General features: G+C 67.0%; 14 protein-coding genes. All 14 read right to left on the reverse strand.

Annotated elements, in window-relative coordinates; genetic code table 11:
* Positions 1-76: 76 nt before the first annotated feature.
* Positions 77-1,684, reverse strand: a complete 1,608-nt coding sequence (gene ftsZ / locus NS365_RS13850; RefSeq protein WP_058600856.1) for a cell division protein FtsZ — start codon at positions 1,682-1,684, stop codon at positions 77-79.
* Between the two features lie 122 nt (positions 1,685-1,806).
* Positions 1,807-3,135 carry a cell division protein FtsA gene (gene ftsA / locus NS365_RS13855; protein WP_058600857.1) on the reverse strand — a complete coding sequence of 443 codons (1,329 nt, stop codon included), beginning with the start codon at positions 3,133-3,135 and terminating at the stop codon, positions 1,807-1,809.
* Positions 3,132-4,040 (reverse strand): cell division protein FtsQ/DivIB, encoded by a 909-nt coding sequence (locus tag NS365_RS13860; RefSeq protein WP_058600858.1) that lies wholly within the window; start codon positions 4,038-4,040, stop codon positions 3,132-3,134. Before NS365_RS13860 ends, ftsA begins: the two co-directional genes overlap by 4 nt.
* Positions 4,028-4,951, reverse strand: a complete 924-nt coding sequence (locus tag NS365_RS13865) for a D-alanine--D-alanine ligase (protein ID WP_058600859.1) — start codon at positions 4,949-4,951, stop codon at positions 4,028-4,030. The genes NS365_RS13860 and NS365_RS13865 overlap by 13 nt, the downstream gene beginning before the upstream one ends.
* 224 nt (positions 4,952-5,175) lie before the next feature.
* Positions 5,176-6,126 (reverse strand): UDP-N-acetylmuramate dehydrogenase, encoded by a 951-nt coding sequence (gene murB / locus NS365_RS13870; protein WP_244498447.1) that lies wholly within the window; start codon positions 6,124-6,126, stop codon positions 5,176-5,178.
* Positions 6,123-7,535, reverse strand: coding sequence for a UDP-N-acetylmuramate--L-alanine ligase (murC, locus tag NS365_RS13875; RefSeq protein ID WP_058600956.1), 1,413 nt, complete (start codon positions 7,533-7,535; stop codon positions 6,123-6,125). The genes murB and murC overlap by 4 nt, the downstream gene beginning before the upstream one ends.
* A gap of 26 nt (positions 7,536-7,561) precedes the next feature.
* A complete protein-coding gene (gene murG, locus NS365_RS13880) occupies positions 7,562-8,665 on the reverse strand; it encodes an undecaprenyldiphospho-muramoylpentapeptide beta-N-acetylglucosaminyltransferase (RefSeq protein WP_058600861.1) in 1,104 nt (367 codons plus the stop codon).
* Between the two features lie 5 nt (positions 8,666-8,670).
* Complete coding sequence (ftsW, locus tag NS365_RS13885; protein WP_058600862.1) at positions 8,671-9,837, reverse strand: putative lipid II flippase FtsW; 1,167 nt, start codon at positions 9,835-9,837, stop codon at positions 8,671-8,673.
* A gap of 3 nt (positions 9,838-9,840) precedes the next feature.
* Positions 9,841-11,235, reverse strand: a complete 1,395-nt coding sequence (gene murD, locus NS365_RS13890) for a UDP-N-acetylmuramoyl-L-alanine--D-glutamate ligase (RefSeq protein ID WP_058600863.1) — start codon at positions 11,233-11,235, stop codon at positions 9,841-9,843.
* Between the two features lie 10 nt (positions 11,236-11,245).
* Complete coding sequence (gene mraY / locus NS365_RS13895; RefSeq protein WP_058600864.1) at positions 11,246-12,328, reverse strand: phospho-N-acetylmuramoyl-pentapeptide-transferase; 1,083 nt, start codon at positions 12,326-12,328, stop codon at positions 11,246-11,248.
* Between the two features lie 6 nt (positions 12,329-12,334).
* Complete coding sequence (locus tag NS365_RS13900) at positions 12,335-13,801, reverse strand: UDP-N-acetylmuramoylalanyl-D-glutamyl-2,6-diaminopimelate--D-alanyl-D-alanine ligase (protein WP_058600865.1); 1,467 nt, start codon at positions 13,799-13,801, stop codon at positions 12,335-12,337.
* A complete protein-coding gene (locus tag NS365_RS13905) occupies positions 13,798-15,249 on the reverse strand; it encodes a UDP-N-acetylmuramoyl-L-alanyl-D-glutamate--2,6-diaminopimelate ligase (protein WP_058600866.1) in 1,452 nt (483 codons plus the stop codon). The genes NS365_RS13900 and NS365_RS13905 overlap by 4 nt, the downstream gene beginning before the upstream one ends.
* A 113-nt stretch (positions 15,250-15,362) precedes the next feature.
* A complete protein-coding gene (locus NS365_RS13910; RefSeq protein WP_058600867.1) occupies positions 15,363-17,084 on the reverse strand; it encodes a peptidoglycan D,D-transpeptidase FtsI family protein in 1,722 nt (573 codons plus the stop codon).
* Positions 17,081-17,440, reverse strand: a complete 360-nt coding sequence (ftsL, locus tag NS365_RS13915; protein WP_058600868.1) for a cell division protein FtsL — start codon at positions 17,438-17,440, stop codon at positions 17,081-17,083. Before ftsL ends, NS365_RS13910 begins: the two co-directional genes overlap by 4 nt.
* Positions 17,441-17,443 lie beyond the last annotated feature (3 nt).

A 17,443-nucleotide genomic window follows, 5' to 3' on the forward strand; every position in this document is an offset into this window, starting at 1 on the left:
ATCCCTCGTGCACAAACGAAAGAGCCCGCCCCCATGGGGCGGGCTCGTTAAGACTTTTGCGACAGGTTTGTGAAGATCAGTTCGACTGGCGGCGCAGGAAGGCCGGGATTTCGAGCTGGTCTTCCTCGCCGACCGGGCGCGTCGCCGTCTGCGGACGGGCTGCGGAATCGGCGGCCTGACGGCGCGGCGCATAGGGGCTGGCCTCGGCCGGGCGGCGCTCGGTGGTCTGGCGCTGAACGCGCGAGGGATCACCCAGCACGGCCTCGTCCTCGTCGCGGCGCGACAGGCCGGTCGTCAGGCGGCGCAAAAGCCCCATCGGACCGCGATCCTCGCTGGCCGTCTCGGCACCAGCGCTGCGACGCTCGATCTCGGCCTGCACCACGGGCGGGAAGTCCTCCACGCGGGGCATACGGGTCTGGGCGGCCTGGGTCACCGGCTGCTGGCGCGGCGCGGCGGCGCGGGGCTGAACCTGAGCGATCTCGGCCTGAAGGGCGGCGGTGAAGTCGTCCTCCATGTCGTGCGAAGCCGAAGCGGCGACGGGGGCGGCGGCATAGGCCGGCGCCTGGTAGGCGGGCTGCTGCGGCGCGGCAGCGGCCGGCTGCAGGACAGGCGCGACCGGAACCGGAGCGGGCTGCGGCGCGGGCTGAGCCGCGACAGGTGCCGGCGCGCGGGCGCTGGCAAGCTGCGTCTCGGCGTTGCGGCCGTAGACTTCCATGGCGGCCTTGTCGATGCCGGTGGCGACCACCGACACGCGGATCACGCCTTCCAGGCTCTCATCGAAGGTCGCGCCGAGAATGATGTTGGCGTCCTGGTCCACTTCCTCGCGGATGCGGGTGGCGGCCTCGTCCACCTCGAAGAGCGTGAGGTCACGCCCGCCGGTGATGGAGATGAGGAGGCCCTTGGCGCCCTTCATCGAGGTTTCGTCCAGAAGCGGGTTGGCGATCGCGGCCTCGGCGGCGGCCATGGCGCGGCCCTCGCCGGACGCTTCGCCCGTGCCCATCATGGCCTTGCCCATCTCGCGCATCACGGAGCGAACGTCCGCGAAGTCGAGGTTGATGAGGCCTTCCTTGACCATCAGGTCGGTGATGCAGGCGACGCCCGAATAGAGAACCTGATCGGCCATGCCGAAGGCGTCGGCGAAGGTCGTCTTGTCGTTGGCGATGCGGAAGAGGTTCTGGTTCGGAATGACGATCAGCGTGTCGACATTCTTCTGCAGCTCTTCGATGCCCTGCTCGGCGATGCGAAGACGGCGCTGGCCTTCGAAGTGGAAGGGCTTGGTGACGACGCCGACCGTCAGGATGCCCTTTTCGCGCGCCGCGCGGGCGACGACGGGGGCCGCGCCCGTGCCGGTGCCGCCGCCCATGCCGGCGGTGACGAAGCACATGTGCGAGCCCAGGAGGTGATCGCAGATTTCATCCAGCGATTCCTCGGCGGCCGCGCGGCCGACCTCGGGCTGGGAGCCGGCACCGAGACCTTCGGTGACGGCGACGCCCATCTGGATCACGCGCTCGGCGCGCGAGGAGCGGAGGGCCTGCGCGTCCGTATTGGCGATCACGAACTCGACGCCTTCGAGACCGGCGTTGATCATGTTGTTGACGGCGTTGCAGCCGCCGCCGCCGACACCGAACACGGTGATCCGGGGCTTGAGCTCCGTGATGTCGGGCTTCTGCAAGGTGATGCTCATCTCGTTTCCTTTCGGGGTCGGCTGGGCCGCCGCCGCGCCCGCCTGAAGTTTTGAAACCTGCCCGGTGCACGCAAGGCGCCGGTTGCGAAATGGTCGTTGGTCAGTGTCCCACACGAACCTTGTCAGAAGCTCTGCCGAAGCCAGGAGCCGAAGCGCCCGACCCGCGTGCGCCGGTCGAAGGCGAAGTCGAGGGCGGAATGCTCGGGAACGTGTTCGAGCATGGCCACCTGGGGGTAGATCAGGAGCCCCACGGACGTGGCGAAGGCAGGGCTCTTGTTGGCAGCCGCAAGACCGGCGACGCCGACCGGGCGCCCGAGGCGCACATTGCGGTTCAGAATCTGGCGGGCCGCGTCGTTCAGGCCCGCAAGCTGGCTGGCGCCGCCGGTCAGCACCACGCGCTTGCCGATCACATGTCCGAGATTGGACTGGTTCAACCGGTCGCGAATCAGCTCCAGCGTTTCTTCGACGCGCGGGCGAATGATGCGCGCGATCAGCGAACGCGAAACCTGAATCGTCGCTTCGTTGCCCTCGTCGCCGAGCGGCTCGACCGACACCGTGTCGCCATCGGCCATCATGCTCGGCAGCGCGTTGCCATGCATGACCTTCAGGCGCTCGGCCTGTTCGGGCCGGATCGACAGGCCGCGCGCCAGATCCATCGTGATGTGATGGCCGCCGAGCGCCACGGCGTCGGCATAGGCGAAATGGCCGTTCTGGAAGATCGAGATCGTGGTGGACCCCGCCCCCATGTCGATGCAGGCCGAGCCCATCTTGGCCTCGTCGTCCACCAGCGTCGACAGGCCGCTGGCATAGGGCGTCGCCACGAAGGCTTCGACCACGAGATGCGCGCGATTGATCGCCGCTTCCAGGTTGCGCAGCGGCGTTTCCTCGGCCGAGAGGATGTGCAGCTCCGCACCCAGCTCCGCGCCGGTCATCCCGACGGGGTTTTCGAGGCCGGTCTCGTTGTCCAGCATCAGATCGAACGGAACCCGGTGCAGCGCGACGCGCCCTTCGCGCATCGGCGTGCGGGCGGCCTGGTTGAGGACGCGCTTCAAGTCCAGCTCGGACACTTCGGTGCCTTCGACCTGTGCGCGCGCCGAGCCGCGAAGGCTCTTGAGGCGCCCGGCACAGACCGAGACGATCAAGGATTCGATCGTCAGCCCGGCCATGCGCTCGGCCGCGTCCACGCAGTAGCGGATCGACTTCTCGGCCGCTTCCAGATCCACCACCACGCCCGACTTCACGCCGCGCGAGCGCTGGTGGCCGATGCCGATGACCTCTACCACATGGGTGCGGCCCGGCAGGACCTCGCTTTCGGGGCGCGGCTTCAGCTTGGCGATGAGGCAGGTCACCTTGGAGGAGCCGATATCGAGCACCGAAATGGTGCGCGGGCGGCGGTCCGAGGGCTTCTTCATGCGCGGAAGTTGGTCCACGGGTTTGGAGAACAGCGTCATACCGGCTTCTCCTTGCGGGCCTGCTTCACGATCTTGTCCCGTTCCTTGAGCGCCTTGAGGCGGCGTTCCTGCGCCGCCGGCGTCAGTTTGATCACGATGCGATCCTCGAGCCGCATGTCGACCGCCTCGATGTCGCGCGACAGGAGGCCGTTGTCGCGATCGAGCCGCATCACGGCCGCCGCCGCCTCGATCGGGTCGAGTTCGGGCAGGCGGATCACCACGCCATTGTCGAGGCGCAGATCCCAACGCCGGTCGCCGACGCGCACATAGGCCTTGATGCGCTGGTCGAGTTCGGGAACCAGCGCCATCTTGTCGAGGATGTCGGTCGCCTCGCGCGCCGCGCCCGGCCCCACCACGAAGGGCAGATCGGTGAAGCGCGTCGTGGCGTAGGGCACGATTTCCTTGCCGTCGCGATCGACGATCCAGAGATCCTTGTCGCGCTGCCAGAGGGCGAAGGGCTTCTTCTCCACCAGCGTGATCTTCACGTGGTTGGGATATTCCTTCTCGATCTTGGCGCTTTCGATCCAAGGCATGGCCTCGATCGCTTTGCGGGCGGCCTCGGCATCGAGCGCGGGGAGCGTCGTCGCCCCCGTCGCCCAAAGCTCCTGGAGAATGTCGATCTCGCTGGTCTCGCTATAGCCGGCGACATCCACCCGATCGATCGACAGGCCGAGCGGCTCGGAGATCGTGTCGATCACCTTCACCGTATGGCCGCCGAGAACCATGCCGTAGAGCGCGGTCGAGCCCAGAAGCCCGATCGAGAGCGTGCGGAAGCGCGGCAGCGACAATTCGCGCAGGTTCTTGATCCAGACGATCAGCTTGCGCGCCAGACGCTGCGCGCGCAGGACGATCGGATGCATCCGCTCGAAATCGGTCAGCGAAAGACGGTGGTTCAGCGCTTGCATGAGGCGTCCCTCACCATCCAGCTCAACAGCTCGCCGAAGGAATGGCCGGCCGCGCGCGCGATATCGGGCACGAGCGAGGTGGCCGTCATGCCGGGCTGGGTGTTGATCTCCAGCCAGATCAGCTCGCCGCCCTCGCCGAAGCGGTCGTCATAGCGGAAGTCCGAGCGCGTCACGCCCCGGCAGCCGAGCGCGCGGTGCGCGGCGAGAGCCGCTTCCTGCACGCGCTTCGTCACCTGCGGAGGCAGGTTGGCCGGGATGATGTGCTGCGAGCCACCCGGCAGATATTTGGAATCGTAATCGTAGAAGGCGTGGCCTTCGGTGGTGATCTCGCAGACCGGCAGCGCCACGTCGCCCATGACGGCGCAGGTCAACTCGCGCCCATGCACGAAGCGCTCGATCATGACCTCTTCGCCGAAGCTCCAGTCCGCGCCATGGAGCTGCTGCGGGGGATGGGGCTGATCCTCGCGCACGATCAGGACGCCGAAGGACGAGCCTTCCGCGATCGGCTTTACGACATAGGGCGGCGCGATGACATGAGCCTCTGCCGCGCGCCGACGCTCCACCACCAGCGTTTCCAGAACCGGCACGCCGGCTGCGCGCGCGATGGCCTTGGCCTTCACCTTGTTCATGGCGAGGGCCGAGGCTAGGACGCCCGAATGGGTGTAGGGAATTTCCAGGAATTCGAGCACGCCCTGAATGGCGCCGTCCTCGCCGAACGGGCCGTGCAGCGCGTTGAACGCGACATCCGGGCGAAGCTCGGAGAGAACCTGCGCCACATCCCGGCCGACATCGACGCGGCTGACGCGGAAGCCCTCGGCCTCCAGCGTCTCGGCGCAGGCCGCGCCGGAGTTCAGGCTTACGGGCCGTTCCGACGAGAAGCCACCCAACAGCACCGCCACATGCAAGGTCATAGACCCACGATCCCATCAACCGAATTTCAGGGACCATTCTTGCGGCCGGTTTGGTTAAGCGTTGGTTAATCGAATCGCCGCGTTGAAAGAAAATCGTAAGGGCGTTTCCGAACCGGGCATTAACCTTTGCGCGCTGTGGCTTCCGCGCGATGGATTCTCATGGCCCTCGCCCACGCGACCATGAAAAAAGGGCGCCGAGAGGGCGCCCTTGGGTATCAGCTATCTTAAGAAGGTCGGAACGGCTCGACCTCCCGCCCCGGCTCGAAGCGGCCGAGGCGCTTGATCTCCCATTCCAGAAGAATGCCGGATGTCTCGAAGACGCGTCGGCGCACGGTCTCGCCTAGAAGCTCCAGATCGTGCCCGCTCGCCTCGCCGGCATTGATCATGAAATTGCAATGCAGCGCCGACATTTCGGCCCCGCCGATGCGAAGCCCCCGACAGCCCGCGCGGTCGATCTCCTTCCAGGCGGAGGTGCCGGGCGGGTTCTTGAAGGTGGAGCCGCCCGTCTTCTCGCGCACCGGCTGCACCGTTTCGCGGTGATGCTGCACTTCGTCCATCGCCGCGCGGATCGCCTCGCGCTCGGCCGCCGGTCCTTCGAAGAGGGCGGAGACGAAGATCAGGTCTTCCGGCGCGTCCGCATGGCGGTAGCTGTAGCCCATGTCGGCGCGAGACAGGAGGTGCCGGTCGCCCGCGCGGTCATAGGCCACGGCCTCCACCAGCCGCTCGGCCGTCTCGACGCCGTTGGCCCCACCGTTCATGCGGATCGCCCCGCCGACCGAGCCGGGAATGCCATGAAAGAAGTGAAAGCCGCCCAGCCCCACCTCCAGTGCGACAGCTGCCAGGCGCTTGTCGCTCGCCGCCGCACCTGCCCGAATGCGCCCCTTGCCCGTCGCGTCCACCTCGCCGAACCCTTTGGCCGGCAGGCGCAGCGTCACACCAGGGACGCCCCCGTCGCGGATCAGAAGGTTGGAACCGATGCCGACCACGGTCAGCGGAACCTCGGCCGGGAGTGCCTTCAGGAAGGCCTCCAGATCGGCCTCGTCCGCCGGCTGGTAGACGAGATCGGCCGGGCCGCCGGTGCGGAACCAGGTGATCTTCGAGAGGTCCGCCCGCTCCGTCAGCTTGCCGCGCAGGCCAAGAGCCGGATCGGCCAGATGGGAGCCCAGTTCGCTCACGCCCGCGCGCCCAGCGCATCCAGCTCCTTGGGCAGCGCATAGGCCCATTGCGTGATGGAGCCGGCGCCCAAGCACACGACCATATCGCCCGGCTGCGCGATGCGATGGACGAGCGGGGCCAGATCCTGCGGCCCGTCGATCAGCTGCGCGTCGCGATGGCCGCCGAGGCGCAGGCGCTCGGCCAGCATCTCGGAATTGACGAACTCGATCGGCTCCTCGCCCGCCGCATAGACCGGCGCGAGGATCACCGTGTCGGCGTCGTTGAAGCAGGCCGCGAAATCGGCGAACAGGCTCTGGAGGCGGGAATAGCGATGCGGCTGGACGACGGCGATGACCCGGCCCGAGGCCGCCGAACGCGCGGCCGAGAGCACGGCGCGGATTTCGACCGGGTGATGGCCGTAATCATCGTAGACGTCGATGCCGTGGCTCTGACCGGTATGCGTGAAGCGCCGCTTCACGCCGCCGAAGGCCCCGAGCCCCTTGCGAATCGCCTCCGCCGAAAGCCCGATGCGATGGGCGACGGCCACGGCCGCCGTCGCGTTCGAGACATTGTGCCGGCCCGGCATGGGCAGAACGAGGTCGGGAAGCTCCTCGACCCGGCCGGTCACGCGGTCGCGGATCGTCACGTCGAAGGTCGAGCGCGCGCCTTCCATGCGCAGGTTCTGGAAGCGCACGTCGGCCTGGAGGTTCTCGCCATAGGTGATGATGCGCCGGTCCTCGATCTCGGCCACCAGCGTCTGCACCTCGGGATGGTCGAGGCACATGACGGCGAAGCCATAGAAGGGCACGTTCTCGACAAAGGCGCGGAAGGCCGCGCGCACCTTATCGAATGTGCCGTAATGGTCGAGATGCTCGGGGTCGATATTGGTGACGACCGCGACATCGGCCGGCAGCTTCAGGAAGGTGCCGTCGGATTCGTCGGCTTCCACCACCATCCAGTCGCCCGCGCCCATGCGGGCATTGGTGCCATAGGCGTTGATAATGCCGCCATTGACCACGGTCGGGTCCATGCCGCCGGCATCGAGCAAGGTCGCGACCATGGAGGTGGTGGTCGTCTTGCCATGCGTGCCGCCGATGGCGATGGCCTGGCGGAAGCGCATCAGCTCGGCCAGCATCTCGGCGCGGCGCACGATCGGCAGAAGCCGGGCGCGGGCGGCCGAGAGCTCTGGATTGGTGCGCTTGATGGCGGTCGAGACGACCACCACTTCGGCCAGACCCAGATTCTCGGCGGCGTGTCCGATATGGACGGTGACGCCCTTTTCGCGCAGGCGCTGGACATTGGCGTTCTCGGCCGCGTCCGATCCTTGCACGGTATAGCCGAGATTGACGAGCACCTCGGCGATGCCGCTCATGCCGATGCCCCCGATCCCGATGAAATGCACAGGGCCGATATTGGGCGGCATCTTCATGAGACGCTCCTTCTTGTCGTTGGTTGTCATCGTGTGGAGGCCGCGCCGGTGAGGCGCGCGAGGAGATCGGCGAGTTGCGCGGCGGCATCGGGAATGCCGACCGAGCGCGCGACGGTGGCCATGGCTTCGGCCGACGCCGGGTCTTCGGCCACGTCGCGGATATGCTGGGCGAGACGCTCGGGCGAAAGCTCGGATTGCTGGGCCAGAACCGCGCCGCCGCCTTCGGTCAGCCGCGCCGCGTTGGCCGCCTGATCGTGGTCGAGGGCGTAAGGATACGGCACGAGAACGGACGGCCGACCGATCACGCAGATTTCCGAAACGGTGGACGCGCCCGAGCGGCTGACCACGAGATGCGCGCGCCCGATCCGATCCGCCATGTCGCCGAAGAAGGGCGAGACATCGGCGGGAATGCTCATGCGCTGATAGAAGGCGCGCACCTCCGCCTCGTCCTCGCGGCGCGCCTGCTGCGTCACACGCAGCCGGGCCTGAAGCGGTGCGGGCAAAAGCTCGATCGCAGCGGGAACGGCCTTGGAGAAGAACTGCGCGCCTTGGCTCCCGCCGAAGACCACGAGGTTGAAGGGCTCCGCGCCACGGCTCGCCACATAAGGCTGCTCGGCCGCCTTGAGCACGGCCGGGCGCACCGGATTGCCGGTCACCGTGATCTTCGACGCGATGGCGGGGTCGGCATGGCTTTGCGGAATGCCGGCGGCGATGGCCTTCACGCGGCCCGCCAGAAAGCGGTTGGCGCGGCCCATCACGGCGTTCTGCTCGTGGATCAGCGTCGGGCAGCCCGCCTTCACGGCCGCCAGCATGGGCGGCACGGTCGGATAGCCGCCAAAGCCGATCACGGCGGCGGGCTTGATCTCGCGCATCAGGCGCAGCGCCTGCCGGTAGCCGTTGAGGAGTTTCAGCCCGGAGCGCAGGACAGCAATCGGGTTCTTCGAGCCGAAGGTGGCCGACGGGATCACATGCGTCGCATCCGCCGGGAAGCTGCCGGCATAGCGCCCGGCGCGCTCGTCGGTCGCCAGATGCACGGCGAAGCCCCGCGCGCGAAGTTCGTGCGCCAGCGCCTCGGCCGGGAAGAGATGGCCGCCCGTGCCACCGGCGCACAGAAGGATCGGTCCTGCCATGCCTGTCACCGCGCGCTCACGGCGTTCTGGAAGAACAGGGTACGGTCCACCAGACGGTCGGTCTGCGAGACGTTCTCGGCGCGCTTGCGTGTCAGTGCCAGAACGAAGCCGGCCGTGATGGCGACGGCCATCATGGACGAGCCGCCATAGGAGATGAAGGGCAGCGTCATGCCCTTGGCGGGCATGAGATGGAGATTCACCGCCATGTTGATGATCGACTGGAGGCCGAACAGCATGACCAAGCCGGAGATCGCCAAGCGGTTGAACGTGTCGCGCTGGCGGAAGCCGACCGAAAGGCCCCGGATCACGATGAACGCGAAGATCGAGGTCAGCGCCATGCAGGAGATGATGCCGAACTCTTCCGCGATCACCGAATAGGCGAAGTCGGTGTGGCTATCGGGCAGGATGCGCTTGACCGTCCCCTCGCCCGGCCCCTGGCCGAGCCAGCCGCCGCGCATGATCGCCTCGCGCGCCGTGTCCACCTGGAACGTGTCGCCCTCGCCCGTCATGAAGCGGTCGATACGCGAGGCGACGTGCGGGAAGACGAAATAGGCCGAGCAGAAGCCGAGAACCGCGATGCTGCCCAGCATGACGATCCAGATCCAGGGCAGGCCCGCCATGAAGAACAGCGCGCCCCAGACGGAGCTGGACAGAATGGTCTGGCCGAGATCGGGCTGCGCGACCAAGAGCGCGCAGACCACCATCAGGATCAGGATCGAGAAGAGATTGCCCGGGATATCCTTGCGGCGCGAATGCTCGGCGAAGAGCCATGCGCAGACGACCACGAAGGCCGGCTTCATGAACTCCGAGGGCTGAATGCTGAGCGGGCCGATATCGACCCAGCGCCGCGCGCCCTTCACCTCGGTTCCGAAGAACAGCGCGAGCAGCATGAGCCCGAGCGCGCCGCAAAGCATGACCACCGACATGCGGCGGATGCCGCGCGGGCTGAGCAGCGAGGTCGCGAGCATCACCGCAATGCTCGGAAACAGGAACAGGGCGTGGCGCTTGACGAAGTGGAAGGGCTCCAGCCCGATGCGCTCGGCCACGGGTGGGCTGGCGGCGAAGGACAGGACCATGCCGCCGATCATCAGGATCAGGAAGGCGGCAAGGAACCAGCGGTCGATCGACCGCCACCAGTCGGTGATGAGGCCCTTCTGAGCGCGACTGACCATGCTCTATCCCTTGCGGAAGACGTCGATTCCGGGCAGCGCTTCCACCAGCTGGCGGAAGCTGTCGCCCCGGACCTCGAAATTGCGAAACTGGTCGAAGCTCGCACAGGCGGGCGACAGGAGAACGACCTCCTCGGCCCCCGAGCGGGCGGCGTCGCGCGCCGCATTCTCGACCGCGACGTCCAGTGTACCTGATATTTCGTAAGGAATTCGTTCACCAAGAGTCGCGGCAAAAGCCGGCGCGGCCTCGCCGATCAGATAGGCCTTGGCGACGCGGGGGAACAGCGATTCCAGCGAGGCGATCCCACCCTCCTTGGGCAAGCCGCCCGCGATCCAGTGAATGCGCTCGAAGCTCGCCAGTGCGGGGGCTGCGGCGTCGGCATTGGTGGCCTTGGAATCGTTGACGAAGAGAACCGGGCCGGCGCGCCCGACCTGCTCCATGCGATGCACGAGGCCGGGGAAACTTTCGAGACCGGCCTGGATTTCTGCCGCGCGCAGACCCAGCGCCGTCAGCGCGGCGACGGCGGCGGCGGCGTTCTGCCCATTGTGCCGGCCACGCAGCGAACCGATGCCGGCCAGCGGAAACTCGGCTTCAATGCGCCCGTCCCGCATCGAAAGCAGCGTGCCATCACGATACACGATCCCGTCGTCCAGCGCCTTCTCCTTGGAGATGCGCACCACGACATTGCCTTCGCTTTCGTGCCAGTCGGCGATGCCGACACCGTAATCGTCATCGACGCCGATCACGGCCGTCCCGGCGTCTTTCAGAAGGCGGGCCTTGATCGCGGCATAGTTCTCCATCGTCCCGTGCCGGTCGAGATGATCGGGCGTCAGGTTCAGAAGGATGCCGACAGTGGGGGCCAGCGAGGGCGCCAGATCGATCTGGTAGGAGGAGCATTCCACGACATAATGCCGCTCGGGCGCGGGCGGCTCCAGCGTCAGAACGGCGACGCCGATATTGCCGCCGAGCTGCGTGTCGCGCCCGGCATGGCGCAGACAATGGGCGATCAGCGCCGTGGTGGTGGACTTGCCGTTGGTGCCGGTGATGGCGACGAAGGGCGCGCGCGGGCACAGCGCGGCGCGCTCGCGCACGAAGATTTCGATGTCGCCGATGATGGGCACGCCCGCCTCGCGCGCCAGTTCCGCCGCCCAATGGGGTTTGGGATGGGTCAGCGGCACGCCGGGCGAGAGCACGAGCGCGTCCAGCCCGGACCAGTCGAGCCCATGCAGATCGCCGGTCGGCAAGCCTTGCGAGGCGGCGAGTTCCACGCTCTTCGGGTTGTCGTCGAAGGCCGTCAGCTCGGCCCCGCCCGCTTGGAGCGCGTGCGCTGTGGCAAGGCCCGAGCCGCCGAGACCGAACAGCGCGACCCGCTGGCCCGCAAAACTCGTCGCCGGGATCATGGCTCTCTCCTCAGCGCAGCTTGAGCGTCGAGAGGCCGACGAAAGCCAGCATCAGGGCGATGATCCAGAAGCGGACGACGACCTGACTCTCGGTCCAGCCGAGCTTCTCGAAATGGTGGTGGATCGGCGCCATGAGGAAGACGCGCTTGCCGGTGAGCTTGAAGGACGCGACCTGGATAATGACCGACAGAGCCTCCATGACGAAGAGGCCGCCGATCACGACCAGAACCAACTCGTGCTTGGTGGCGACGGCGACGGTGCCGACGAGGCCACCCAGCGCCAGCGAGCCGGTGTCGCCCATGAAGATGGCGGCGGGCGGCGCGTTGAACCAGAGGAAGCCCAGCCCCGCCCCGATCACCGCGCCGCAGACCACGGCCAGTTCGCCCGTGCCGACGACATAGTGGATCTGGAGATAGTTGGCGAAATTCGTATTGCCCGCGAGATAGGCGATCAGCGCGAAGGCCGCCGAGGCGATCATGATGGGCATGATGGCGAGCCCGTCGAGACCGTCCGTCAGGTTCACGGCATTGGCCGCGCCGACCACGACCACCGCCGCGAAGGCCGCGTAGAACCAGCCGAGATCGATCAGCAGCGACTTGATGAAGGGCACCGACAGCGAGGTCGCGAAGCTGCCGGACTGCGCCATGATGATGAGGACGCCCGCCACCAAGGCGATCGCGAACTCGATGGCGAGGCGCGCCTTGCCCGAGAAGCCTTTGTGGCTCTGCTTGGTAACCTTCAGATAATCGTCATAGAAGCCGATGGCGCCGAAGCCCATGGTGACGAGCAGCACCGTCCAGACATAGAGATTGCTGAGATCGGCCCAGAGCAGCGTCGCGGCCAGAAAGCCCGCCAGGATCATCAGCCCGCCCATGGTAGGCGTGCCGGCCTTCTTGAAATGGGTCTGCGGCCCGTCGGCGCGGATCGGCTGCCCCCGCCCCTGCCGGATGCGCAGATTGGCGATGATGGCGGGGCCGAACAGAAACACCACGATGAACGAGGTGATCATCGCGCCGCCGGTGCGGAAGGTGATGTAGCGGAAGACGTTGAAGACCTGCGCGTCTTCGGTCAGCGCGGCCAGATAGGTGAACATGGTGCGTCAGGCTCCCTGCCAGGACTGGGATGGGGCAGGTTCGCCCGTGGATGGGGCGGGCGGCGCAAACTCGGCGACGAGATCGTCCACCATTTTCGAGAAGCCGATGCTCTTGGACGCTTTGATCATCACGACGTCACCCGGCCGAAGGTGACGCACCAAGCTTGCGCGAAGCTCGCCGGTCGAAGAATGCCACTCGTGGCGCACCAAGCGCTCCAGCGCCGCGTCGAGCGCGGTCATCTCGGTTCCGGCCAGAAGCACGAGGTCGGGATGGGCGTCGAGAACGGCGGCGGCGAGTTCCACATGCATGGCGCGCGAAAAGGCGCCGAGTTCCAGCATGTCGCCCAGAACCGCGATGCGGCGCGCTTCCGGCCCCGGCGCGCATTGCGCCAGAAGCGAGAGCGAGGCGCGCATGGAGGCGGGGTTGGCGTTGTAGCTTTCGTCGATCAGCGTCCAGGTTCCGCCGCCCGGCAGCGGCAGAACATGGCGCGCCCCGCGCCCCTTGCTGGCGCGCCAGTCGGCGAGCGCGGCTGCGGCGGCTTCGACATCGGCGCCCATCAGGTCGGCCGCGCCGAGAACGGCCAGCGCGTTCTGCGCGATATGGCGCCCGCCCGCCCCGATCTCCGTCATCACGTCCGTGCCGTCGATGCGCGCGGCCAGGCGCTGTCCGGCTCCGGTGGAGCGCAGGGCCGTCAGGCGATAATCGGCATCAGGCGCTTCGCCGAAGGTGGTGATGCGCGTGACGCCGACGGCGCGGGCGCGCGCCGTCAGGCGAGGCAGTTGCGGATCGTCGGCGTTTAGAACCGCCGTGCCGCCGGGCACCAGCCCTTCGAAAATCTCGGCCTTGGCATCGGCGATCTCGTCGATGTCGCGGAAGAAACCGAGATGCGCCGGGGCGATCAGCGTGATCACAGCCACATGCGGCTGCACCATCTTGACCAGCGGCCGGATCTCGTTCGGGTGATTCATCCCGATCTCGAACACGGCGAAACGCGCGTCGGCCGGCAGGCGCGCCAGCGTCAGCGGTACGCCCCAGTGATTGTTGAAGGAGGCGATCGAAGCGTGCACCTCGCCCTGGCGTTCCAGGATATGGCGCAGCGCGTCCTTGGTGGTGGTCTTGCCGACGCTGCCCGTCACCGCGACGATGCGCGCCTTCGACCGGGCGCGCGCCGCAAGCGCCAAGCGCTCCAGCGCCTTCAACACGTCATCCACCACGAGCAGCGGAACCGTGACGCTGCCGAGCGCCGGCAGTTTCTTTTCGGCGACGACCAGCAGCGCCGCGCCGGCCGCGATGGCTTGGCGCAGAAAGGCGTGGCCGTCGAAGCTCTCGCCCTTGATGGCGAAGAAGGCGTCGCCCGGCTGGAGCGTGCGCGTATCGATCGAAAGACCGGAAATGCCAGTGGGCATGGTGCCGATCGGCCGCCCGCCCGTCGCCTGGACGATCTCCTGCGGGGTCCAGAGCACGGTGGTCATGCGCTCTCCTTGTCGGCGATGGCGCGCCGAACTTCCTCATGGTCGCTGAAGGGGAAGGTCTCGCCAGCGATCGTCTGGCCGTTCTCGTGCCCCTTGCCGGCCACGATCACCGTATCGCCCGCCTCGGCCATGGCGATGGCCGTCGCAATAGCTTCGCGCCGGTCGGCGATCTCGCGTGCGCCGGGTGCCGCGGCCAGGATGGCGGCGCGGATTGTCGCCGGAACCTCGGAGCGCGGATTGTCGTCCGTGACGATCACGACATCGGAAAGACGCGACGCGATTTCGCCCATGATCGGGCGTTTGCCCGTATCCCGGTCGCCGCCGCAGCCGAACACGGCGATGACCCGGCCCGTGGTGAAGGGGCGCACGGACTGAAGCACGTTTTCCAGCGCCTCGGGCTTGTGCGCGTAATCCACGAAGACCGGCACGCCCTCGCGCGTGGTGCCCGCGAGTTCCAGCCGGCCCGGCGCGCCGCGAAGTCCCTCCAGCGCGCGCAGGGCGATAGCGGGCTCGACGCCCGTCGAGATCGCGAGACCAGCGGCGACCAGCGCGTTCGCCATCTGGAACTCGCCCGCCAGCGGCAGGACGATGCGATGGATCTGCCCGGCCGCCTCGATCTCGGCGATCTGACGATGGCGCTCGTGCTCCAGGCGCTTGAGAACCAGAAAGTCCCCTGCCCGCCCGACGAGGCGAACGTCGGCGCCGGCCTGCCGCGCCGCATCGGCGGCGCGCGCCGACCATTCGTCGTCCGCGAAGATCACGGCCGGCGCGCCCTTGGGCAGCAGCGTGTCGAACAGGCGCATCTTGGCGCGGAAATAATCCTCGACCGTGGGATGATAATCCATGTGGTCGCGGCCGAGATTGATGAAGCCGGCCGCCGAAAGCCTAATGCCGTCCAGCCGGCGCTGGTCCAGCCCATGGCTGGACGCCTCCATGGAAGCGTGCGTGACGCCCTCGTCGGCCAGTTCCGCCATGAGCTTGGCAAGCGCCACGGGCTCGGGCGTCGTCAGCGTGCCGTAATCGTTTCGACCGGGCGAGACGACGCCGGTCGTGCCGATCGAAGCGGCGGCGAGGCCGGCGGCGGCCCAGATCTGGCGTGTGAAGGCGGCGATCGAGGTCTTGCCGCTGGTTCCCGTGACGGCCACCACGCAGCCCGGCTGCCGGCCATAAAAGCGCGTCGCCATCAGGGAGAGGGCGCGGCGCGGATCGTCCACCCGCACCAGAGGCAGGCGACTATCGATGGTGGCCTCTTTCGAGACGAGAAGCGCGGCGGCGCCCCGCCGCTCGGCGTCCGCGAGGAAGCTTTCGCCATTGGCCTTGGTGCCGGCGAGGGCGGCAAACAGGAAGCCGGGCTCCACGCGCCGGGAATCCGAGGTCAGGCCCGTGATGTCGATATGGGCTCCGTCTGGTCCGGTTTCGAACTCACCGGCGAGGTCGCAAAGCTTCATTCACCATCTTCCACGTCGCAGAAAAAAGCCGGCGGCGCGCCGCCGGCTTTCGAATTGGATCGTCTGGGCGGGCTTCTTAGAGCACCCTGCCCGACGATTGAAGCCTTTTGGCGTCAGTACGATACGAGGAGCTGCTTGCCCGCGTCGCCGAAATCGGGCTTCACATTGAGAAAAGTCGCGGCTCGGCGAATGATGTTGCCCACCAGCGGCGCGGCGTTCCAGCCGGCCTGCGCGTTGGGCTTGCCCGGCTCGATCTGCGGATCGTCCACGATCGACATGACGATGTAGCGCGGCTTCTCGATCGGGAAGGCGCCGACATAGGCGTTGAAGCGGCGGTCCTTGGCGTAATGGCCGTTGATGACCTTTTCGGCCGTGCCCGTCTTGCCGCCCACATGATAGCCGGGAACGTTGGCCGCGCGGCCCGAGCCTTCCTCGCCGTTGATGCGGAAGATCGTGCGCATGTCGAGCGAGGTCTTTTCCTGCAGGACGCGATGCTTGACCTCGTCAGCCTGCGCCTGGGTGCGCGGCAGGAAGGTCGGCGGAATGAGGAAGCCGCCATTGATCACGGCCGCCGCCGCGACCGCCGTGTTCAGCGGCGTCGTGGAGACGCCATGGCCGAAGGCGATGGTCATGGAATTGATCTTCTTCCAGGTCCTCGGCTGCGTCGGCATCGCGACTTCCGGCAGCTCGGTCTTGAGGCGGCTGAGAACACCCAGCCGCGTCAGGAATTCCTGGTGGTTTTCGAGACCCACCATATCCGCCTCGCGGGCCGAGCCGACGTTGGACGAATATTTGAAGATGTCGGGCACCGAGAGCGAAGCGCCCTTGTTGTGGAATTCCTTGATCGTATGGCCGGCCACGAAGAACGGCCGGGTGTCGACCATCGAATTGATGTTCACCTTGCCGAAGTCGAGCGCCATTGCGGTGGTGAAGATCTTGAAGGTCGATCCCATCTCGAACGTGCCGGCCGAGAAGCGGTTGAGATTTTCCTTCTTCAGCGCGTCGCCCGGGCTGTTGGGGTCGAAGTCGGGCATGGAGGCCATGGCGATGACTTCGCCCGTGTTCACATCGAGCACCAGCGCGCCGATCGCGACGGCGCGGTACTTCTGCATGGCGAGCACCAGCTCGTCGCGCACGATGTGCTGGACGCGCAGGTCGATCGAAAGCTTCACCGGTTCCAGGCTGTCGTTCGAGGCGAAGCCGCTCGACTGCAGCGCCCGGAAGCCGCTGTCGTCGACATATTTCTCCATGCCGGCAATGCCCTGATTGTCGACATTGGTGAAGCCGACAATGTGAGCCGCCGTCGGGCCGCCGGGGTAGAAACGACGCTTCTCGGTGCGGAAGCCGATACCGGGAATGCCGAGCGCCAGGATTTCCTGCTGCTGGCGCGGCGTCAGCTCGCGCTTGAGCCAGGCAAAGCCCGCCTTGGACGACAGGCGATCGTGCAGGACCTTCGGGTTGAGATCCGGCAGGACGGTCAGCAGCGCCTCGGTCGCCTCGTCGGCGTCGAGAATGCGGCGCGGCTCGGCAAAGAGCGAGGCGGTCTTGATGTCGGTCGCCAGCACTTCGCCGTTGCGATCCACGATATCGGGCCGCGTCACGGGGCCGGCATTGGCCATCGCGCGATAGGCGTCGTTGGGGTCCGCCATCGCGCCCCACATGAGGAGCCGCGCGCCGATGACGCCATAGATCGAGCAGAAGAGGCCCGTGGCGATGATGAAGCGCGCCTTGTTGCGCGGCGCTTCGCTGCGGCGCGGGCGCAGAGATCCAACGGCCGACGTCTCGGATGCACCGCGACGCCGCAGAAAGTTCAGGTTACGGCGAAAATCGATCATCGCGACTTGCTCCCGTCCACGGCGGCGAACCGTTCGCGGTTCTTCTGGTCGGTCTCAGGCACGACGGGCAGCGGAGGCGAAGGAAGCTGGTTCGGCTCCACGATCTGCTCGGGAGCGGTCGGGTTGAGCTTCAGCGTGTCTTGGAAGGATTTGGCGAGCTGCTCCAGACGATTGGGCTGGTTGAGAAGACTCCAGTCCGCGTCGAGCAGCTGGATCGTCTCCTTTTCCAAGGCGATCTTGCGGTCGAGAAGCGCGATCTGATGCTCCACCGATTCGGCCTGATACTTCTGTCCGAAGGTCCAGGCGGCGGCGCCAAGCATGAGGATGACGAGGAGAACGTCGAGCGTCTTCGACATGGG

It is taken from the genome of Aureimonas ureilytica (assembly GCF_001475935.1).
Taxonomy (GTDB): Bacteria; Pseudomonadota; Alphaproteobacteria; order Rhizobiales; family Rhizobiaceae; genus Aureimonas; species Aureimonas ureilytica_A.